Annotated in this window: 19 protein-coding genes and 1 tRNA gene; 15 read left to right on the top strand and 5 right to left on the bottom strand. The window is 56.6% G+C overall.

What is annotated here, in order from left to right:
- The first annotated feature begins 42 nt into the window (after window positions 1-42).
- Window positions 43-405: a YxeA family protein gene (locus EKM95_RS06055; protein ID WP_125696955.1), complete on the top strand. Its 363-nt coding sequence runs from the start codon at window positions 43-45 to the stop codon at window positions 403-405.
- A 69-nt stretch (window positions 406-474) separates the two neighbouring features.
- On the opposite strand, the gene EKM95_RS06060 is transcribed toward EKM95_RS06055, so the two are convergent.
- On the bottom strand, window positions 475-867 hold the full coding sequence (locus EKM95_RS06060) for a DUF4828 domain-containing protein (RefSeq protein WP_125696956.1): 393 nt from the start codon (window positions 865-867) through the stop codon (window positions 475-477).
- Window positions 868-1,002: 135 nt separating this feature from the next.
- Between EKM95_RS06060 and EKM95_RS06065 the strand changes: the two genes are divergently transcribed.
- Both EKM95_RS06065 and EKM95_RS06070 read left to right on the top strand, forming a co-directional pair.
- Window positions 1,003-1,980, top strand: coding sequence for a Gfo/Idh/MocA family protein (locus tag EKM95_RS06065; protein ID WP_225423196.1), 978 nt, complete (start codon window positions 1,003-1,005; stop codon window positions 1,978-1,980).
- Window positions 1,981-1,989: 9 nt separating this feature from the next.
- On the top strand, window positions 1,990-3,306 hold the full coding sequence (locus EKM95_RS06070) for a DEAD/DEAH box helicase (RefSeq protein ID WP_125696958.1): 1,317 nt from the start codon (window positions 1,990-1,992) through the stop codon (window positions 3,304-3,306).
- Between the two features lie 4 nt (window positions 3,307-3,310).
- On the opposite strand, the gene EKM95_RS06075 is transcribed toward EKM95_RS06070, so the two are convergent.
- Window positions 3,311-3,622: a DUF2316 family protein gene (locus EKM95_RS06075; RefSeq protein ID WP_125696959.1), complete on the bottom strand. Its 312-nt coding sequence runs from the start codon at window positions 3,620-3,622 to the stop codon at window positions 3,311-3,313.
- Between the two features lie 152 nt (window positions 3,623-3,774).
- On the opposite strand from EKM95_RS06075, the gene EKM95_RS06080 reads away from it, so the two are divergent.
- The 4 genes from EKM95_RS06080 (at window position 3,775) to EKM95_RS06095 (ending at window position 8,152) form a co-directional block, all read left to right on the top strand.
- The gene (locus EKM95_RS06080; RefSeq protein WP_125696960.1) at window positions 3,775-4,209 is read left to right on the top strand and encodes a DUF3284 domain-containing protein; all 435 of its coding nucleotides are present in this window, start codon (window positions 3,775-3,777) and stop codon (window positions 4,207-4,209) included.
- A gap of 63 nt (window positions 4,210-4,272) precedes the next feature.
- Window positions 4,273-4,346: transfer RNA gene (locus EKM95_RS06085), tRNA-Arg, on the top strand.
- Between the two features lie 66 nt (window positions 4,347-4,412).
- A complete protein-coding gene (locus EKM95_RS06090) occupies window positions 4,413-5,096 on the top strand; it encodes a hypothetical protein (RefSeq protein WP_125696961.1) in 684 nt (227 codons plus the stop codon).
- Window positions 5,097-5,824: 728 nt separating this feature from the next.
- Window positions 5,825-8,152 (top strand): ABC transporter ATP-binding protein/permease, encoded by a 2,328-nt coding sequence (locus EKM95_RS06095; RefSeq protein ID WP_125696962.1) that lies wholly within the window; start codon window positions 5,825-5,827, stop codon window positions 8,150-8,152.
- Between the two features lie 107 nt (window positions 8,153-8,259).
- Here the strand turns inward: EKM95_RS06095 and EKM95_RS06100 are convergent, their stop codons facing one another.
- Window positions 8,260-9,492, bottom strand: coding sequence for an aminopeptidase (locus tag EKM95_RS06100; protein WP_125696963.1), 1,233 nt, complete (start codon window positions 9,490-9,492; stop codon window positions 8,260-8,262).
- A gap of 429 nt (window positions 9,493-9,921) precedes the next feature.
- Here EKM95_RS06100 and EKM95_RS06105 point away from each other — a divergent pair, with 429 nt between their 5' ends.
- The 4 genes from EKM95_RS06105 (at window position 9,922) to EKM95_RS06120 (ending at window position 15,951) form a co-directional block, all read left to right on the top strand.
- A complete protein-coding gene (locus EKM95_RS06105; RefSeq protein ID WP_125696964.1) occupies window positions 9,922-10,521 on the top strand; it encodes a TetR/AcrR family transcriptional regulator in 600 nt (199 codons plus the stop codon).
- 393 nt (window positions 10,522-10,914) lie between these two features.
- Window positions 10,915-12,288, top strand: a complete 1,374-nt coding sequence (locus tag EKM95_RS06110) for a DUF2252 domain-containing protein (RefSeq protein WP_225423198.1) — start codon at window positions 10,915-10,917, stop codon at window positions 12,286-12,288.
- Window positions 12,289-12,443: 155 nt separating this feature from the next.
- Complete coding sequence (locus EKM95_RS06115) at window positions 12,444-14,156, top strand: ABC transporter ATP-binding protein (protein WP_125696965.1); 1,713 nt, start codon at window positions 12,444-12,446, stop codon at window positions 14,154-14,156.
- 1 nt (window position 14,157) lies between these two features.
- Window positions 14,158-15,951: an ABC transporter ATP-binding protein gene (locus EKM95_RS06120; protein WP_125696966.1), complete on the top strand. Its 1,794-nt coding sequence runs from the start codon at window positions 14,158-14,160 to the stop codon at window positions 15,949-15,951.
- A 44-nt stretch (window positions 15,952-15,995) separates the two neighbouring features.
- Here EKM95_RS06120 and mgsA read toward each other — a convergent pair whose 3' ends face one another.
- Window positions 15,996-16,424 (bottom strand): methylglyoxal synthase, encoded by a 429-nt coding sequence (gene mgsA, locus EKM95_RS06125; RefSeq protein WP_125696967.1) that lies wholly within the window; start codon window positions 16,422-16,424, stop codon window positions 15,996-15,998.
- Window positions 16,425-17,065: 641 nt separating this feature from the next.
- Between mgsA and EKM95_RS06130 the strand changes: the two genes are divergently transcribed.
- From EKM95_RS06130 to EKM95_RS06145, 4 genes are all read left to right on the top strand, one after another.
- Window positions 17,066-17,425: a hypothetical protein gene (locus EKM95_RS06130; RefSeq protein ID WP_125696968.1), complete on the top strand. Its 360-nt coding sequence runs from the start codon at window positions 17,066-17,068 to the stop codon at window positions 17,423-17,425.
- 95 nt (window positions 17,426-17,520) lie between these two features.
- Window positions 17,521-18,687 (top strand): non-hydrolyzing UDP-N-acetylglucosamine 2-epimerase, encoded by a 1,167-nt coding sequence (wecB, locus tag EKM95_RS06135; RefSeq protein ID WP_125696969.1) that lies wholly within the window; start codon window positions 17,521-17,523, stop codon window positions 18,685-18,687.
- Complete coding sequence (locus tag EKM95_RS06140; protein WP_125696970.1) at window positions 18,684-19,589, top strand: isoaspartyl peptidase/L-asparaginase; 906 nt, start codon at window positions 18,684-18,686, stop codon at window positions 19,587-19,589. Before wecB ends, EKM95_RS06140 begins: the two co-directional genes overlap by 4 nt.
- A gap of 131 nt (window positions 19,590-19,720) precedes the next feature.
- On the top strand, window positions 19,721-20,779 hold the full coding sequence (locus tag EKM95_RS06145) for a YihY/virulence factor BrkB family protein (protein WP_125696971.1): 1,059 nt from the start codon (window positions 19,721-19,723) through the stop codon (window positions 20,777-20,779).
- 95 nt (window positions 20,780-20,874) lie between these two features.
- Here EKM95_RS06145 and EKM95_RS06150 read toward each other — a convergent pair whose 3' ends face one another.
- Window positions 20,875-21,351, bottom strand: a complete 477-nt coding sequence (locus EKM95_RS06150; protein WP_125696972.1) for a glutathione peroxidase — start codon at window positions 21,349-21,351, stop codon at window positions 20,875-20,877.
- Window positions 21,352-21,411 lie beyond the last annotated feature (60 nt).

Here is a 21,411-nt window from a genome sequence, read left to right on the forward strand (position 1 = left end):
CCGCCGAATTGTTGGCATACTAAGCGGTGAGGTGAGTTCAATATGAAAAAATTTCTGATCGGGCTAGTCGTGCTCGTGGTTCTGGTCTTCGGCGGGTTGAAACTATACAGTGTCACGAATTATGGCGGCACGTCGTATTACACCCAGATCACGACGGACGGCAAGAAGATCACGCAAAAAGACGACAACGGCGCGACCTACACCGATTATGAGTACACCCTGGTCGGCTATGACGAAAATGGGGCACCGCGGACGCTGAATTTCAACGCGAACAAGGCCCGACCTTTGAAGAAAAACGCCTATCTCAAGCTGGTCTACAACGAGAAAAAAGGCGTCACCAGCTGGGAAGCAGTCGATGACGTCGATGTGCCAAAACAGGCAATGACCAAACTCGAACAGGAGTAACGAAAAAAAGTGGGAGAAATGGTTGGCGCAATTGCGCTGACATCTCTTCCACTTTTTGTCTGTTGATTTTTACCCGCGTTCATCCGGGTTGTCTTCATCATCGGCCGGCCGGGGGACATTTGGATTAAAGATCGCATAGGTCGCATCTTCCGCTTCATCATACACAGACTCCGGCCCGTGTGCGCCGTTGGTAATGATCAGCTCATAGCCGTAATGGTCGAGGAATGTCAGCTTGGCCGTTGTGATGCCGGTGACCTGACCAGGCAGGGAGCGGCCATCGATCTGAATGTCCAGCTCAGGGGAGACACTGAGCTGATGGCTTTTGTTGGTCAGCTCATCTAAAAACGCATACTTGCCCGTATAGTGACCGGCCAGCGTCAACGCTGGGTTCGGTGCCGCTTTTGGCTTTTTCCGCAGCGCCTGGCTCAGGCCACTGGCGAGTCGATGGAAGCCCAATGCCATTTTCGTCCCTCCTCGTTTCGTTCCCCATCATGATAGCACGAAGCAATGGGAGGCGGGTAGGTTGGCCTGCTTTCTCAAGCAATTACTGTTAAAATGAAAAGTAATTGCAACAATTGTCATAAAAGGAGCGACGTTATGAAACTCGGTGTGATCGGCACCAACTGGATCTCAGAACAATTTGTCGCCGCGGCAACGGCCAGCGGTTTATATCAGCTCACGGCTGTGTATTCCCGGCGGCTCGAGACGGCGGAAAAATTCATCGCCAAAACGGCGCCGGCGCGAGCCTATGTGGACATGGGGGCGTTTCTTGCCGCGGATTTTGACGTTCTTTACATCGCCAGCCCCAACAGCCTTCATGCCGCGCAGACCATCGCCGGCCTGAACGCGGGCAAGCATGTGATCTGTGAAAAACCAATGGTCGCAGATCTAGGGGAGCTTGCGGCCCTTGAAAAAGCGCGCGCAACTCACCCAACGCTGCTGGTCTTTGAAGCGGCGCGGCATCTGTATGATCCAAATTTTGCGGTCATCAAAGATTATGCCCAAAATCAGCCGATCAGTGGGGCAACCTTGTCCTATGTGAAATATTCGTCGCGTTATGACGCGTACCTGGCCGGCGAGCAGCCGAATGTTTTTTCACCCGCATTTGCCGGTGGGGCACTGATGGATCTTGGGGTCTATCTGATCTATGCAGCTGTGGCCTGGTTTGGTGTGCCAAACGCCGCGCAGTATTTGCCACACCTGTTGGCCAGCGGCGTCGATGGCGATGGGGTGGTGCGCTTTGCGTATGATGATTTTGCCGTGACAATGCTGTGCGGTAAGACCACGAATTCGTATGCGCCAAGTGAGATCTATTCCGGGCGGGCCACGCTGAGTTTCGACAGTCCCGGGGAATTGAATTCACTGGCCCTGATCGATGGGGCGCGCCAGGATCTGACGCAGCCCAAGGACGACAACCCGATGGCCGATGAAGTGCGGGTGTTCGCCCAAGTCATCGCGGCCGGCGACCAAGCATTTGCTCAGCGCCAATTCGATTTGGCGACGCAGGTCCATACCCTGATGTGGCAGTTGCGCCAGCAGGCCGGGATTCATTTTCCAAGCGACCCGGTCAACTAGGAGGAGAACATGACAATTTCAGAGATCTTTCAGCCGTTGTGGCAGGCAGCCGGCTTTCAGGCCCCAACCCCGATTCAAGAGGCGGTCTATGCGCCGCTGAAAAATGATGAGAACATCGTCGGCCTCGCCCCGACTGGCTCAGGCAAAACATTGGCATTTGGCCTACCACTACTGGAAAAATTGGTTCCAGGCGATGGCCTTCAGCTACTGATCTTGGCGCCTTCGCAGGAACTGGCGGTGCAGACGCGCGATGTGCTGCGGCCTTATGCCAAGGTGGCTGGGCTGACAGTGCAAAGTGTGACCGGGTCGGCGAATGTGAAGCGCCAACTGGAACAACTCAAAGCCAAGCCGGAAGTGATCGTCGGTACCGCTGGTCGGCTATTGGAACTGGTCTCAAGTGGCCGGCTAAAGCTCAGCGGCCTGCAGACGATCGTCATCGATGAGGCGGATGAATTGCTGCGCGACCCTGGCCTTGATCAGGTTCGCGAACTTGCGATGGCCGCGCCGGCGGAAGTCCAGCTGGCCTTTTTCTCAGCCACGGCGAGTCAGATGATCAACAGCATTCCGCAGTGGTTTGGCCAAGAGGTGCAAGTGATCGATGTCCGCGACATCGACCACACCCAAGGCGCCGTGCAGCATCTTTTCATCCAAACGGACAACGCCCACCGCGCGCTGTGGTTGCGGCGCCTCGCCCATCTGGATCACTTCCAGGCACTCGTGTTTTTCAACCAAAACGCGGTGATGGAAAGCGTCGCGCGCACATTGCGGCATCAGGCCGTGAAATTCGCCATGCTGTCGCGCAATGACCGCTCGATCGTGCGGGCGCAGGCGCTGACGGCATTGCGCAAGGGCAAGATCACGTTGCTTTTGGTGACCGATCTGGCTGGGCGTGGGCTCGACATTCCGAAGCTGCCTGCGGTGATCAATTACCAGGCGCCAAGTCGCAAGGAAGCCTACATTCACCGCGCCGGGCGCACCGGCCGAATGGGTGTGCCGGGGACGGTGATCACGCTGGGCGATGACCACGACCGCCGTGATCTGCAGCGCCTCTTGCCGCATTACGATATTCAGCGGGGCTATTTGGTCGATGGCAAATTGTCGACGGACGCGCCGGAAAACGAGACGCCTGTTGCAAGTGTGACACCAGCGAAAACGGAAACCGCAACGCCGCGCCTGCAGTCGACACATCAGTTGGCCCAGACCGCAAGTGAGGCGACCGAGCAAACTGCCCGGCCTGCACAGATGCCAAAGCCACGCACACCGCATAAAAAAAATCGGCTGCGCGACCGAAAGAACAAAGGGAAGCACAAGCCGAAATCGAAATAATTGGTTAGCGGTCGCCGGCACTCATTTGGCGGGCATCGATCGCCGCACTATTGAGGAACCAGTGGCGGTGCCAGTCGCCGCTCAAGGCTGTGAAGGGCACCGGCGTTTGACCGGCTGCGGCCACCTTTTCCAATAGGTAGTTGCGCATGATCCACGGATCTTCAAGTGAGGTCTGGGTCAGCGTCATGATGTGATCGAACTTTGCCGCTGAGATCCGGAGGTCGGCGCAGACCTGCGCTTGGGTCAGCCCGGTTTTGGCAAAATTCTCCGCGAGTTCGCGTTGGGTTGCGGCCTTTTGTTCAGGTGTTAAGGACATGATTTTGCTTCCTTTCAAAAGTCCCGGCTGTGGAAACGGTTTTACTTTCGCAAAGGGGACGTGTAGAGTTATCACTAAAGCGGCGTTCAGTGTAACACAAGCCGCCACTTCACACCGTGTTTTTTCCCGGTGTGTCATAAGGGGGAACCATAATGGTCATTGAAACGGATGTTGACGTTCCAGTTGCATTTTTCTATCAGCGCGTGATCGCGTCTGTTCTGTACGATATCAAGCAGGCGACTGGCCAGGATGTGCCGGCGTCAAAGCTTCAGGGTTATTCTTACGGCAAGAGTTTTGGCAAAAACAAGAGCGGCCGTATTGTGATCACCAAGAACATCCTGAACAAGGGCTATGCGTTTGAGACGCGGACGGCCAGCGGGACTTACTCGGTCGATTATGACATTCAGGAAACGCAAGCCGGCACGACGCATGTGGTCTATAACGAGACCAGTGAGTTTAACAGCGCCAGTCAAAACGCCAATCAGGGCATCATGGCCTTTGTCTTTGGCCGCCGCCGCAAGCGCCAATTCAAACTGATGATGGACCAAATCGCCGCCAGTTATCGGGACGGGTCGGTCGGGGCGTAAAACAAAGTGAAAGGGCGGTTCACATTGACAGCCTTTTCACTTTTTGGCAAAATGGGTAAGTTCGCACTCTTAGCTCAGCAGGATAGAGCGACCGCCTCCTAAGCGGTAGGTCATCGGTTCGATTCCGATAGAGTGCAGTCGTGGTCGTGACACTGGCAAAGGTCAGTTGTCGCGGCCTTTTTGATTTAAACGGAGGTGAGTGGATGTCTGTTTGGCAGAGTTTACTTGAAACAGCTGGCGCAAGCTTTGCGATTCTTGTGGGCGCGACGGTTGGATTGTCCTGGCTCAACGGCCTTTTGGTGCAACACATTGTGAACCGGCGCGGCAAAGCCTCTAGTCAGCTTTGGGTCATGAAACCTGGGTTGCTCGTGCATGAGAGTCTGCACGCGCTGGTCGGCAAATTATTCGGTCTACACATTGCCGAGTATTCCTTGCGTCCAGATGCAAGTGGCCGAACCGCGGGACATGTGACGTTCACGTATTCAAAAAAAACGTTGTGGCAACGGCTGGGCCTGAGCGTTGCCGCCAGCGCCCCGCTGTGGGGTATTTCTGCGATCCTAGTGCTGAGTGGCAAATGGATCTTGTGGCCGGGTCAGCCGTGGCGGACGATCAGTGTCGCCACAATTTCCGCGCCTTGGTGGCAGATTCTGCTTTGGGTGGGGGTGGCGTTGCTGCTTAGCTTTGGGGCAAATCTGTCGCCGCAGGATCTACGAGGGGCGGCGAAAGGATTGCCGTTTCTCCTGATCGCATTGATCGCGATGTTTGCACTTGGCTGGTGGCTCGTGCCTGCGTTGTTGCTCGGCTGGCGGCAAGTTAACCTTGTGGCGTGTGGCGTTGTCTTGCTGCTTGGGTGTTTTGCCGGACTGGCTGCGGTGATCACGCGGTAAGAACAACCGGCTTTTCGGCTTGTTCTCATCACGCCATCCCGCGTACCTGCGCACCCCTAAGCGCTCGGCTGCGCACCCTTTTCAGTCGGGCTCCGCCGAGCAGGGGTGGGACATCTAACTGTCTTGTGCACTCGAGGCGAAGACCGCCTCAAGCACCCAAGCCAAGTTAGCTGCCCACCCCTAAGCGCTCGGCTGCGCACCCTTTTCAGTCGGGCTCCGCCGAGCAGGGGTGGGACATCTAACTGTCTTGTGCACTCGAGGCGAAGACCGCCTCAAGCACCCAAGCCAAGTTAGCTGCCCACCCCTAAGCGCTCGGCTGCGCACCCTTTTCAGTCGGGCTCCGCCGAGCAGGGGTGGGACATCTAACTGTCTTGTGCACTCGAGGCGAAGACCGCCTCAAGCACCCAAGCCAAGTTAGCTGCCCACCCCAAAACCACTCGGCTGCGCACCCTTTTTCTATGACATTGAATCTAAATAGGTCCTTGGCCTGAGGTGACAGGGGCGCGGCTGTGCGATGATCGTACCCATGTGACAAAGCGTCGCTCAGGCGGCGTTCGCGGCGTCTTGGCGTAAGCCAGCGGTGTGCCTCGTTTCATTATTTTGCAGGCGAAGTGCCAAGACGCAACGTGCTACTATAAAAGAGATAACTGGCAAGATCGATCATTGCGACGGGGGAGTCCTGCTGTCGCCGCCCGACCACTGTCAATTTTTATGAAGGAAGTGCTCACGTGCTCGAACTTAAACACATCAAGAAATACTATCAAGTCGGCGACACGCTGACCAAGGCGCAAGACGATGTTTCCGTCGCGTTTCGCAAACAGGAATTCGTCGCGATTCTCGGGCCATCGGGTTCCGGGAAAACAACGATGCTCAACATCATCGGTGGGCTGGATCGCTATGATTCGGGAGACCTTTTGATCAAGGGCAAGTCGACCAAGGATTTTAAGGATGCCGATTGGGACGCCTACCGCAATAATTCGGTCGGCTTTATTTTCCAGTCGTATAACCTGATCTCTCATCTCTCGATCATTCAAAACGTCGAGATGGGGATGACCTTGTCCGGCGTCGCCAGTGCGGAAAAGCGTCAGCGCGCCGAAGACGCCTTGATCCGCGTCGGCCTCAAGGATCACATGCACAAACAGCCGAGCCAGCTTTCTGGGGGCCAGATGCAGCGGGTGGCCATTGCCCGTGCAATCGCAAATGACCCTGAGATTCTGTTGGCCGATGAACCGACCGGCGCGCTGGATTCCGAGACGTCGGAAGAGATCATGCAGCTGATCAAGGAATTGTCCAAAGAGCGGCTGGTCATCATGGTCACGCATAATCCGGACCTCGCGCATAAATATGCCGACCGGGTGATCGAGTTTGCCGATGGGAGCATTCAGCACGACTCCCATCCCCATGTCGAAGGCACCAAGTCCGACCAGTTCAACCTCAAGCGCACCAAGATGAGCTACTTCACCGCGCTTAATCTGTCGTTCAACAACATTCGGACGAAAAAAGGGCGCACGTTCCTCACTGTTTTTGCCTCGAGCATTGGGATCATCGGCATCGCCGTCGTTCTGGCGCTGTCCAACGGCTTCCAAAAGCAGATCAACCAGACCCAATCTGAGGCGATGGCCTCTATGCCAGTGACGATCTCGCAGGTCGGCTCCGATAACACGGCGATGACAGGGACGTCGCAGAAGAGTTTTTCCAAGGCTGACCAAGTGACAGCCAAGACGTCGGCGGCGGATAAAGCCCAGCATGTCAATAAGCTGTCCGATGCCTATCTGGACTATGTGGAAAAAATGCCGGCGAAGGATGCCAAAAACATCGCGGTCTCATATGGCACCGGGATGAACCTGATGCGCGAAGTCGATGGCAAATACAAAACGGTCTCGTTTTCCAACAGCAATCCGGACAGCACGACCTTCAACGCGTCTGCCATGTTGGCCAGCACCACGGGCGTTGGCGGCAGCATTTACCCGATCGATCGCGATGGCAAGCAGAGTTTTCTGAAGACTTACTATAAGACGATCGCCGGCAAGTATCCGACTAAGGCGACCGATTTGGTGCTGGTGGTCAACAAGGACAACAGCATTAATATCAACGCGCTGAAGAACCTTGGCTTTAACGTCAAGGAAAACGAGCACTTCGATTACGATCAGCTGGTTGGCACCCAGATCAAACTGGTGGCCAACGACGACTACTACACCAAGTTGCCGACGGGGACCTACATCCCTTCCCAAAAGCTCGATGACTTGGCCGCAAAGCCGAAGACTCAGACGCTGACCATCACTGGCATCGTGCGCGTGAAGTCGAAAAACTCGGATGGCCTGCTGGCGGCGGGTGTGGCTTACAGCAGCAAGCTCACCGAAATGGTCTTGAATGAAAATAAAGACTCGGCGATCGTCACGGCGCAAAAGGCCAGCGCGACCAACGTGATGACTGGCCAGACGATGGATGCCTCGACGAAGGCAAGCGTCCTCACAGTCCTTGGTGGAAGCAGTACCCCGGCCTCCATTCAGATCTATCCGACGACCTTCAAGCTCAAGGACAAGGTGCTCAGCTACCTCGACAAGTGGAACAAGGGTAAGGACAAGGCGGATAAAGTCATCTACACCGACTTGGCCGGAACCGTTTCCGACATGACAGGCGGGTTGATGGACGCAATCACCTATGTGCTGGTGGCCTTTGCCGGTATCAGCTTGGTCACCTCGATGATCATGATCGCGATCATTACTTACACCAGTGTGCTGGAGCGGACTAAAGAGATCGGTGTGCTCAAGGCCTTGGGTGCGCGGAAGAAGGACATCACCCGCGTATTCGATGCAGAGACCTTCATCCTCGGCTTTGGCGCCGGACTATTCGGGATCTTCGTCGCGTGGTTGTTGACCTTCCCAATCAATATCGTGCTTGAAAATGTGACCGGCCTCGCCGGTGTGGCGGTGCTTAATCCCGTCCATGCCATCGTGCTCGTCATTATCAGTACCATCTTGACCCTGCTGGGCGGCCATGTGCCGGCCCGCATGGCGGCTAAGAAAGACGCAGCCGTGGCGTTGCGCGCCGAATAACGCCTGCAATGAAAAATCGCTCATCCAACCGCAAGTTGCGGAAGATGAGCGATTTTTTCGTGGGACGGACATTTGTCAGGTGCGCTTTTTTTGAAAAATAGCTGGCATTAGGCCCAGTCGCCATTACGGAAAACAGGAACGACGGTGCCGTCCGCCTTGATGCCATCGATGTTCATTTCCGCTGACCCCATCATGAAATCGACGTGGGTATCACTGCGGTTGAGGCCGTGCGCGGTGAGCGCCGCATCATCCATGCTGGTGCCACCTTTCACTGAAAATGGATAGGCAGAGCCAAGGGCCATATGATCGGAGGCATTTTCGTCATAAAGCGTGTTGAAAAAGATCAGGCCGGACTGAGAGATCGACGATGGGTCCGGCACCAGCGAGATCTCACCCAAGGAGCGCGCGCCACGAATGGCAAGGAGATGTTGCAACACCGCATCGCCTTGGTCCGCATGAGCGGCAACGACCTGCCCCTTTTCAAAGGTGAAGTGCATGCCCTGCAGAATCGTGCCGGCGTATGACAACGGCTTGGTCGAGGCAACGGTGCCATCGATGCGACGGTTGTCCGGGGCGGTGAAGACTTCCTCGGTCGGCATGTTGGCCATGAACGCCTCACCATGATTATTTTGCGTGCCGCCGCCAGCCCAGACATGGTCTTTCGGCAAGCCGACCGTCAGATCTGTGCCTGGGGCTTGATAATGAAGGCGGTCAAATTGCTGCGCGTTGAGCCAGTCCGCCTTGGCATGCAATTTGGCGTTGTGGGCCTGCCACGCAGCCTCGGGATCATCTTGGTCGATACGCGTGGTCTTAAAGATTGCTTGCCACAGGGCGGTCGTTGCGTCTTCGGCGGACAGTTCCGGAAAGACTTTTTGTGCCCATTTTGGCGAAGCCGCCCCGATGATCGTCCAGGAGATATCATTGTTGGAGATCGCGTTGATCAGCGGGGCGTAGACTTTCTGGAAAGCGTCCTGGTAGCCAGCGATGCGTTCGGCGGGCAGGCCCGCTAAATTGTCCGGATCGGCCGAGATCACGGTGATGCGCTTGGCTTGATGGGCGAGCCAATACTCAAACTGGACGCCGATGTGCGGTGGAATGTTGAAAAGACGCTCCTCGGTCATGTGGGCCATGTCCAGTCGCTTGAGCGTGTCGTCTTGCCACTGCACCTGAACCTCGGCAGCCCCGCGGTCATATGCGGCTGTCACGATGCGACGTGCCAGGTCGGCCTGGTCAACGGCGACCTGCACGTACACCGTGTCGCCCGGCTTCACCTTCACCCCAACATCGACAGCCAATTCGGCATAGCTTTGAAGCGCTTGGTCAAAAGTTTTCTCTGTCATACTCTCCCAACTTTCTATTTGTTTGCTTAACTGTACCATAGAAAGGGTGCTCCGCCGACTGGAAAAGGGTGCGCAGGTGCGCGGGATGGTGGGGGTAGAAAGCAAACTGCCAATTGCCAGCGACAATCCTTGATCACCTCTACAAAACGCGCAGTAGCCGGCTTGAACCATTCACGGCGCGAATGTATCGAATATAACGAATATATTGTGAGACCCTGAGGCAAATGGCCCGTAGTCCTTGTTATACAAGCTCTTCGGGCAATGGGTGAAGATAAACTTCATAATTCGTGGTATTTAATGATTGCGTTTCCGCTAGACTTTGGTAAAATAACGTTAAAAGTTGCTGTAAATGTAAAGAGTCGGTGTAAAGACAGGACGCGGTCGGCAACTGCTGTCGTCTAGTGTAAGCAACGAAAGTGGGGGAACACTTTGGCACGGAAGAAAACGATCACCAAGGATCAGATTCTGACGGCTGCATATGATCTGGTTGTTGAAGAAGGATTCAAGAGCTTTACTGCGCGGAATATTGCGCGGGCCATGAATTGTTCGACGCAACCGATCTACCTTGAATTCACCTCGATGGGCGAACTCAAGCAAGCTGTCATGGACGAGATCAAATCAACGCTTCGCACGAAAATGGCGCGGCGTTTCACCCAGGATCCAATCGTCGATCTGGGATTGTCCTATATTAATTTTGCGCTGGAAAATCGGCCGCTGTACCGGGCCGTTTTCGTCGAGGACCACTTCGGCGTTGACGAGATGCGCGAATACGCACTTGGCACCGCGATGGAGCGCCTGCAAACATATGCACCGGCGCAACATCTCAGCGACGAGCAGCAGCGCAACACCATCTCCGGGCTGTGGATCGTCGCGACCGGCATTGCCAATCTGATGGCGCCGGGCTTCATCGACATCACGCGCGAGCAGATGATCGATATTCTCAAAGCGGTCATTCACGACTTTATCGTCAACGGCCGTTTCTCCGACAAGGCAACAATCGTGGATCTTTCCACGACCTTGGCCGGCTGAGCCGAAAATTGAATGTGGGAACTGGCCATTGGCTGGTTCTTTTTTGTTTCTCTGGAAAAGCTGGACCACCATCCCGCGCCCCTGCGCACCATAGTTGGGCTGCGCCGAGCAGGGATGCGACGCCTAACTGGTCCCGTCACTCGGGGCCAAAGTACAGCCCCAAGCGCCAGGCCCAAGTTAGCCGCTCACCCCAAAGCGCTCGGCTCTGCACCGTAGTTGGACTGCGCCGAGCAGGTCTGAGACAGATAGTCGTCCCAGTCGTTCGATGGCCAAGTGCGCCATCAACCGCCCAGGCCGGACTATTTGCTCAGACCTAAGCGCTCGGCTCCGCACCCTGTCTTTTTCCTTGCGCCATCGTATTTGTTGTTGTAGCGTAGCCATGAGGTGACCCGTATGAAAAAGACGATGCTTCAGCAGCTTTTGCGCGATCAAAGCGTGATGAAAAACGACACCGCACTGGATGCGCTCAAGGCGCAGGGCAAGGCGCTGCGGGACACTGTTCCAGCGGCGACACTCGGCGAGCGGACAAGCACGGGGCGTGATCCGGTGGCCTACATAGAGGCGATCGAACAAAATCTGATTCAGGAACTCATGCCGCAGCGTCATGGCAAAATGGCAGCGAGTCCGGCTGCGTTTTTCCGTGGCACCGCCGAATTGATGGCGTATGACCTGAGCCGTGAGCCGCAATCGGGTATTCGCGTGCTCAGCGATGGGGATGCCCATCTGCAGAACTTCGGTTTCTATGCGTCGCCTGAGCGCAACTTACTGTTTGATCTCAACGATTTTGACGAAGCTGCGCCGAACTCATTTGAATTCGATCTCAAGCGCTTGGCCACCAGTGTTTATTTGCTGGGCGCCCAGCGGCATTTCGATGAAGCGCCGATGGATGAACTCGTGCAAAATTTGGTGCGGACGTATCGCAAGGCACTGAAGCACGCCTTTAAGGAAGGGGCGCTTGAACGTTTTTACGCCTCGTCCAATGTTGAGCAGTTGCTGGCGGCGTTGCCGGATGAAGACGATGTCGAATTCGTGAAACGCGTGATGGCCAAGGCGCAAAAGCAGACGAATGAATCGGTCGTCGCCAAATACACCGAGCGGGCCACGGCCACGCGCCTTCGCTTTAAGGATGCGGCGCCGCGGTCGGTGCATGTGGAGCCGGGGCGGGAGATTGCGTTGATGCGCGGGTACCTGGATTATCAAAAGACCACGCGTGCGGATATCACGTTGCTGCTGGGCCAATATCATGTCTCTGATATTATTCGCCACAGTGTTGGCATTGGCAGCTTTGGAACCTATTGCTACCTGATCTTGCTCACTGGGCTGGGCGGCAGTCACCTGGTCCTGCAGGTCAAAGAGGCGCTGCCACGGCGGCGCGAGCTCGCGCCAAACAATCTGGCGGTCACGCTGGATCGCGAAGTCAGTGAGGGCCAGCGCATCATCGCGGCCCAGCAGATCTTGCAAAAGGCATCTGATCCATTTTTAGGCTGGTTCAACTTGGATGGAAAGAGCTTTTACGTTCGCCAGTTCCGGGACATGAAGGAATCCATCAACCTCGACCGGCTGGAATGGGGGCAGTTCGAAGCCTATTGCCGGATCTGTGCGTACCTGTTGGCAATGGCGCATGCGCAAAGTCCGACCGCCGCGGTGGCTGATGGGTATCTCAACCGCGACGCCGATGTCGCCATCCAAAGCTGGGCGAAGGACTACCTGCACCAGGTGGTCGATGACTACGCCGCGTTTGTGGCAAAATACGGCGCGGATCAGTGACCGGCGCAGGCCAGCCATTTTTCAAGCAATTTACTTGTGTCACCCGAAAATGAGTTTTACAATTATCAACAATAACTGAACGCGTCACGGCTCCTTAGACCAAACTAGGTAGGGGAGTAGTGACGCGTTTTTTTTCGAAATAAGGATGTGAGTCAATGTTTACGATCGTGATGCAACACTTGCGCGGCAAGGCCCGCCTCGCATTTTTTGCCGCGCCGTTGATCATGTTGGGCGAAGTCTTCTGCGACCTGCAGCAACCCACCCTGATGTCTCAGATCATCGACAATGGGTTGGCCAAAGGGGACATGGGCTATGTGGTCCGACTATCCGGGCTGATGCTGCTGTTTGCGCTGCTCGGCTTGCTGTGCGGCGCAGGCTCCGGCGTGTTCGGCACCATCGCGTCGCTGAAAATGGGCGAAGCGCTGCGCAGTCACATGCTCCAAGTCGCCTTGGAAAATCGGGACCCGGCTGGGTTGAAGCCGGCGACTTTGATCACGCGCATCACTAACGATGTCACCCAGATGCAAAACTTGGTGATGATGGTGACCCGCGGCATGGTGCGTTCGCCGATGCTCTTGTTTGGAGGCATCGTCATGTCTGTCATCGTGTGCCCGAACTTGGCGCCAATCTTGCTGATCGCGATGCCGCTGCTGGTGATCTTCATGCTGATCATCGTGCGCCGCAGCATTCCGCTGTACACGAAGATGCAGCAAGCCGTTGACCGGGTGAACCTGGTGATGCGGGAAAATCTGCAAGGCGCCAAGACCATCAAGGCCTATGTGCTGGAAGATCACCAAAAGGCCCAGTTCGACGACGACAACGTCAACTTGCAGGACACGAGCTTACGCGCGGCCATGGCGACGGTTCCGCTTGCACCGGTTATTCAGTTGGTGCTGAACCTCGGCGTTGTGGCGGCGCTGGCCTATGGTGGCAATCTGACCATCGCGGGGACGATCAGCGACGGCCAGATCATCGCATTTGTCAATTACATGATCCAGATCACGAACGCGATGGTCCAGACTGTCAACATCATCACCGCCTTTTCCCGCGCAATCACCAGTGCGACTCGGGTGCAGGCGGTCCTGGCTGAAACACCTGCGCCGCAGGAATTGCCCGAGACGCCGGCCGCGCCGCAAGACAGCAGTATCGCCTTCAAGAACGTCACATTTGGCTACCAGCAAAGTGAGCCGATCTTGGATCAATTGACCTTCACGGTGCCGGCAGGGGGCTGGCTTGGCATTATTGGCGCGACCGGGAGTGGCAAATCCTCTGTGATCAATCTCCTGACGCGCACGAATGACGCTTACACCGGGTCGATCACGATCGGTGGCGCGGATATCCAGCAGATGCCGCTGGCGGCGGTGCATCGGGAAGTCGCGGTGGCCTTGCAGGACTCGTTGCTATTTTCCGGCACGATCAAAAGCAATCTCGTCTACGGCGCACCGGCTGCGACCCCCTCGCAGCTTCAAGTCGCCGCAGACATTGCGGCGGCCACTGAGTTCATCGCCCCGCGTGACCTCGGCTTTGACGCACCGGTTGAACAACTCGGGAAAAATTTTTCCGGCGGTCAGCGCCAGCGGTTGAACATTGCCCGGGCGGTGGTGCCGGATGCGCCGATTCTGGTAATGGACGATGCTACCTCTGCCGTGGATCAGGTCACCAATGCCGCGATCAAAGAGAACCTAGCCAAGGCGCGGCGGAATAAGACCACGGTGATCATTTCCCAGCGCGTGACCAACGTGATGGATTGTGATCAGATCATCGTGCTGGATGGCGGACGCATTGCCGCGCGGGGCACGCACCAGGAGCTGTTGACCCGCTCGCCATTTTACGCGCAGCTTGTGCAGACGCAGTTAGGAGGCGAGTAGCATGGACATGAGACGACATGGCCCGCGCAACATTCATCAGGAAAAAGTCGTCCTGGTCGATTGGAAACAGACGGTCCGCCGCGTGTGGGGATATTTGGAAGGCGGCCGGACAAAATTAGTGATCGTGTTTGCGCTGACGCTTCTGACGACCCTGGTCACCATTCTCGGCACGCGGCTGAACGGCATCGTGATCGATCAATACATTGCCAAGGGGTTGGTGAAGACGCTGATGCTGGTCTGCGCCGGCATGGCCGTGATCTACGCGATATCGGCGGTCTGCACGTATTTTCAAAATGCTTTGATCATCGGCGTTGCCCAGCGCACGTCGACGCGGATCCGGCGCGATGTGTTTGCCAACATGCAGCGCCTGCCGATGCGGTATTTTGACACCCATGACAACGGCGACATCATGAGCCGGCTGACAAATGATGTCGACAATATTAATACGGCGTTGATGCAGACCTTCGTCCAGCTGTTCACCGGCATCATCAGCGTCGTTGGGGTAGGGATGGCGATGATCTTACTGTCGCCGCTTTTGACCTTGATTGCCCTGGCCGCCTCTTTTGTCACGTTCTTGTTCACCCGCGCGGTCTCACATGTGACGCAAAAGGCGTTTGCCACGCAACAAGAGAAGCTTGGCAGCTTGAACACGCAGATCGAGGAATCCGTGTCCGGTAAACAGGTCGTGCAGCTCTTTGACCATCTCGACGAAACGATGGCGACGTTTGATCAGACCAATGCGCAGTACACCGCGGCGGCCATTAAGGCGCAGACTTTTTCTAGCATGATCGGCCCGTTTTTCAACATGACCAACAACATTGCGTACCTCCTGATCACCGCGGCGGGCGCAATTTCCATCATCACGGGCAACACCGCGGTGACGGTCGGCGTGATCTTCACCTTCCTGATCTACCTGCGCAACTTCACCGGCCCAATCAACAACGTGCTGGATCTGATCAACACCTTGCAACTGTCGCTAGCTTCGGCGGAGCGCGTCTTCGCGTTGATCGATGAAAAACCGGAAGTGGATGCCCCAGATGCGGTCGCCATGCCGCAAACGACTGGGCATGTCCGCTTCGATGATGTCTCGTTTGCCTATGACACACGGCCGATCTTGACCGATGTCAGCTTGACCGCCGAACCTGGGCAGGTCGTCGCGTTGGTCGGGCCGACTGGGGCCGGCAAGACGACGATCATGAATCTGTTGACGAATCTGTATCCACTGCAAAAAGGGCGGGTGCTGCTGGATGGCGTGGATGTTGCGCACATTCGGCGGGCGGATCTGCGGCGCCTCGTCACCGTGGTGCAACAGGAACCCTATCTCTTTTCCCTGTCGATCAAGGAAAATATTCGGCTGGGGCGGCCTAGCGCGACGGATGAAGACGTGATTCAAGCCGCAAAAAATGCCGGGGCGGATTCCTTCATCAGCCAGTTGCCAGACGGATACGACACTGAGCTCAGCGAAAATGCGGCCAGTTTGTCGCAAGGCCAGCGTCAGCTCTTGAGCATTGCGCGCGCCTTCACCGCCGCCGCGCCGGTCCTGGTGCTGGATGAGGCGACCGCGTCGATCGACTCCAACACCGAAGCCGCGGTGCAACGCGCCATGACCGCCTTGATGGCCGACAAGACCAGCTTCGTGATCGCCCACCGGCTGTCGACCATTCGCCGCGCGGATCAGATCTTGGTGATCGACGGCGGACGCGTGATCGAGCGAGGCACACATGACGCCTTGCTCAAGCAAAATGGGTTTTACGCGAAGCTCTACTACAGCCAATTTGATACCGCTTCGGCGTAAAAAAATCAGGCGCACCCGGGTCTTTCGGATGTGCCTGACTTTTTTTATTCTGTATAGTGGTCATGCTTTGTTTCGTCACCGGAGACCAGCGAGCGGAAATTCAGAAAACCCGCATTCAGTCCGCGCAGGAGGACTTCCGCGGAGCCGAGATTGGTGGCCAGCGGCACATTGTACACATCGGCAAGTCTGATCAGCGCATTCACATCAGGCTCATGCGGCTGGGCGGTCAGCGGATCACGCAAAAAGATCACGAGGTCCAATTGATTCTGGGCGATCAACGCCCCAATCTCCTGGTCGCCGCCCAGCGGCCCGGAATTGAACGCGTGCACCCGCAGTCCCGTCTCCTCAGCGACCAATTGCCCTGTATGCCCGGTCGCAAACAACTCGTGTCCCTGCAAAAAAGGCTGGTACGCCCGCACCAGCTGGCGCATCATCGGCTTCTTCTCATCATGCGCGATCAACGCGATCTTCATCCTTATCACCTCGCTTCTATTATACAGGACAATCTGAGCGGAAAGGGCGGGGAGAGACTGGCAGCTTCCTCTCATCGAACTTCTGAAATCAGTTTGCGGAAGCGCACGGGTGCGCTCCGGCCAGAAATGGCTGGCGACCGGAGTAGAGCGGACAAACGACTTTGAGCCCGCATTGCTGGTGGAGGAATTGGATTAGTTCGAACGCTAAACTCTGAATTTGCGCGTCGTGTTCGTCAGAGTCATGATTGTTCCCTATTAAAATTGCGTCACCCTCTTAACTGGCCAGGCATAGGTTGATAGTCGTTCGAAACCAAAGATAGGCTTTTGACCGACAGCTCGGCAACTAGAATGGTAAATTCAGATGTTCTATATGAGGGTGGGCTGCGGCCAGAAATGGCTCAGCCCCCTCGTCGTTGTTGGCGGCTCTGCCGCCTACAACGAAAGTGAGCTTTAAGACCGTGGACTTTACGGGCTTAAAGTCACTTGGGAGCGTTCCAGCCATTTCTGGCCGCGGACCACCCGGGGCTTACGTGACGTCAGCACTTTGAACAAAAAAATTTGCCAAGGTGTTAGCGAGTCAAAATCTTTGCCTTTTTTGCCAAACGGGGTTAACCTTTGCAGCAAACAGGGAGGTGGCTGAAATGGCGCTTGAGACGATCTTGCAGGCAATGGCGGACAACGCAGTGAAAGTGGACAGCAACGATCCGGCTGTGATCGCGCTGGTCTTTGCGCTGTCCGACTACTGGCCAGTCGCGCGGCCAATCAACCATTTGGCGGCCAAAATGACTCCGGAGCAGTTTCGCGCCGCGGTGGCAAGGCAACTACTGGATCCGGCAAACCAGAACATCGAATTGACCCTTAAGCCGACGCATGCGTTGCTGGGCCGCTATTTTGGCGAAGACATGACGGCGGTCCGCGCGCTATTTTTCGCAAGTGCGCCGTATCGCATTCGCCTCCTTGCGCCGACGCACCTCGTCTTCATCAAGAAGGCGCTGCCCTGAGCCGCGCAAGAATTCGCCGCTACAGGTAAAAATCGCGTCGAGCTCGCCCCGCCATCTCTGCTATACTGAAATCAAACGAAGAACGGGGTGGCAATGTGCAAAAAATCAAAGTGATGACCGTGTTTGGCACGCGGCCGGAAGCAATCAAGATGGCGCCGGTCGTGCTCGCGCTGAAAAAAGATCCGGCGCATTTTGAAACGGTGGTCACGGTCACCGCGCAGCATCGCGAGATGCTCGACCAGGTGCTGGCGATCTTTCACATCACGCCGGGCCATGATCTGAATATCATGAAGCAGCGCCAGACGCTTGATGGCATCACCAGCAATGTGCTCACCGAGCTGGGCGGCGTGATCGATGCGGAAAAGCCGGACATCATTTTGGTCCACGGCGACACGACCACCACGTTTGCGGCCAGCGTCGCAGCGTTTTATCATCACGTCGCGGTCGGGCATGTGGAAGCTGGGCTGCGCACCTGGAACAAGAACAGTCCGTATCCCGAGGAAATGAATCGCCAGCTGACTGATGTCCTGGCCGATCTGTATTTTGCGCCGACGGATCAAAGCCGGGCGAATCTTTTGCAGGAAAATCATCCCGCGGACCGTATTTTCGTGACGGGCAACACCGCCATTGATGCGCTGAAGGAAACGGTGCGGCCGGATTATCACCATGCAGTGCTCGACATGGTCGATCCGGCTAAGCGATTGATTTTGGTGACGATGCACCGGCGCGAGAACCTCGGCACCCCGATGCGGCGAGTCCTGACGGCGATGCGGGCGGTGATCGAGGCCCATCCGGATACCGAGATGATCTATCCGGTCCACCTCAATCCCGCGGTGCAACAGGTCGCGCATGAGGTGCTGGACGGGTCGCCGCGCATTCATCTGATCGACCCGCTGGATGTGCTGGACTTTCACAACCTGGCGGCTCGCAGCAATTTCATCATGACCGATTCCGGCGGTGTGCAGGAAGAGGCGCCATCGCTTGGCAAGCCGGTGCTGGTGCTGCGCGACACCACGGAGCGGCCGGAAGGAGTCACGGCTGGTACGCTGAAACTGGTGGGCACCGAGCCGGCCACGGTGACCGCGGCGATGACGCAATTGCTCGATGATCCGGCCGAGTATCAGCGCATGGCCAGCGCGAAAAATCCATACGGGGATGGCCACGCGACCGCCCGTATTTTGCAGGCCGTGCAGTATTATTTTGAGCAAGTACCAGAGGCGCCGCAGCCATTTCGCGGCGGGGTAAAGGGGGAGCAGGCATGACATACGCAATGATCGGCACATGGGCGATGGCGCTGGGTGGCGTGCAGCGCGCCGCAGCGACACTGGCCGCTGATGGCACCGCGGGGGATGCGGTGGAGACCGCGATTCAGGTGATCGAAGACGATCCATCGTTGACCTCGGTCGGCTATGGTGGCCTGCCGAATGAACAGGGCATGGTCCAGCTGGATGGGGCCTACATGAACGGGGACAATTTTCAGATCGGTGCCGTCGCCGGTGTGGAAGATGTCGCAAGCCCGATCGCGTTGGCTCGGCTACTGGCCAAGGAGCGGGTCAATAATTTTCTCGTCGGCACCGGCGCTGAGGCTTATGCGGATCAGCACGGCTTGGCGCGGAAAAACATGCTGACAAGTGGCGCCAAGTCCGCTTGGCAAAAACGGCAGGTGGAAGTTGGCCAAGGCGGGCGGCTGACGCCATATGACGGCCATGACACAGTCGGCATGATCGCCCTGGATGCGCGCGGCCACATCCGCGTTGGCACCTCGACATCCGGGCTATTCATGAAGCACGCCGGGCGGGTCGGCGATTCCCCGCAGCCCGGCAATGGCTTTTACGCCGACAGCGCGGTGGGGGCGGCCGCCGCAACAGGCCTGGGCGAGGATCTGATGAAGCGGCCGCTGTGCTTTGAGATCGTGTCGCTGATGGCGCAGGGGATGCCGGTGCAAGCCGCGATGGACAAGGCCGTTTACACCTTCATCGATCAGCTTCAGGCGCGCAATGGGGCCGTGGGCGAATTTTCCTATATCGCGCTGGATCATCAGGGCAACTTCGGCGTGGCAACAAATGTTGAGTTCCAGTACGCGGTCTTCAGCGATCGCGTGGCGCCGCGGCTGTATCTTGCGACGCCGGGCAACGACCACCATGTCACCATCACGCCGGCATAAATCATTTTCAGACAACGGGGGCGCAGCGATGCGTCCTTTTTTCTTTGGTCAGGCTGGCAAAAACGGCTGGCGACTGAATTCTAGGCCCCGCTTTGATATAATTAACTTAATTAGGGGAAAGGAGCGGGCGTATGGCCAAGAAAAAGGCAAATCGGCACGCAAAAAAAACCGTTCAACGGTTGACGCCGGCGCAACAGGCGGCAATCAAGGACGGCCGCGTGCCGCTGGCTGACATGAAGCTGCCGCGCAAAGTCAAGTTCCGTGAATTTCTGAAAATGGCGTTCACGCGCATCAATGACGCGCAGATCGGGGCCGCGTCAGCGAGTTTGGCCTATTATGCACTGCTTTCACTTTTTCCCATGCTGATCACAGTGGGGAACTTGCTACCAGTATTCGGGCTGAGTTACGAAAATATCAGCGGCTATCTCACGCAGGTGGTGCCAAGCGATATCATGAAATGGATCGACCCGATCATCTCAAACCTGCTCAACAGCACCAGCGGCGGCATCCTTTCGATCGGGGCCGTCGCCACGTTGTGGGCGGCGGGGCTCGGCATCAGCGGGCTGAAAAATGCGATGAACCGCGCGTATGGGGTGACCTCGTCCTCGAATTACCTGATCCAGCGGCTGCTGGCGATGGTGTCGATGTTCGTCTTGATCTTCCTGCTGGGCTCCGTCATGATCGCGTTTGCGTTTGGCCGCCAGTTCCTGGAATGGCTGGGGCCAATCGTCGGTCTGTCGGATGCCTGGCTGAACACCTTCAATGCGTTGCGTTGGCCCGTCACGGTGGCGGCGTTGTTGATCGTGATCTTGTTCATCGATTACTTTTTGCCAAACGTTCGCGTGAAGTTCCGGACGATCTTGCCGGGCACCGCGTTCACCTCGGTAGGCTGGTTGCTGTTGGCGCAGGCGTTTTCCTGGTACATGAAGCAGTTCGGCACCCGGTATAACTCCTATGGGACGATTGGGACGTTGATCGTGTTATTGCTGTGGTTGAATTTTTCGGCGATGATGCTGCTGATCGGCGTGGTGCTCAACGCCGTGATCGCAGAATACTTCACAGGTGAGTTGCATCGTAGCCGCGGCAAGGTCCATGACTTTGTGCGCAAACGCGCAACACATTTTCGCACCCAGCGCGATGCCCGCGCGGCCGAACATGAAGTCGAAGAAACAACATCGCTCAACGAATAAAAGAAGCCTGTCGCATGCGGGTTAGAGATCTCATGCGACAGGCTTTTCGATTCGGTTGCGTGAGGGCGTCTAACTGCTGTGGGTGCCGCGCTTGGTTAGTTTGCGAGCAGCTTGGCGATGTCTGGGGCGATCTTATCCGGCGTGGTCTTCGGCGCGTAACGCTTGACCACATTGCCGTTTTGGTCGACCAGAAACTTGGTGAAATTCCACTTGATCGCCTTGCCAAGCGCACCCGGCGCGGCGTCCTTGAGCTCGTCGAACAGCGGCAGGGCATCGTCGCCGTTGACGCTGACCATGCTGTGCATCGGGAAGGTCACGCCATACGTGGTGCGACAGGCCTCCGCTGCGGCTTGCCCGTCTGCCAACTCTTGATGGAATTGATCGGACGGAAAGCCCAGCACGACCAGCCCTTGGTCCTTGTATTCCTGATATAGCGCTTCAAGCCCGGCAAACTGCGGAGAAAAGCCACACTTGGTCGCGGTGTTCACGATCAGAAGCGGATGACCCGCATATTTGGCAAGCGTATAGTCCGTGCCATCTTCGAGCGTCACTTGTTCATCATAGATCGACATCTCTTTCGCCTTCTTTCTGTCTTTATTATACACTTTCGTTTTGTAAGCGTGATAGTTGTC

The organism is Lacticaseibacillus yichunensis (genome assembly GCF_003946405.1).
GTDB classification, from domain to species: Bacteria; Bacillota; Bacilli; order Lactobacillales; family Lactobacillaceae; genus Lacticaseibacillus; species Lacticaseibacillus yichunensis.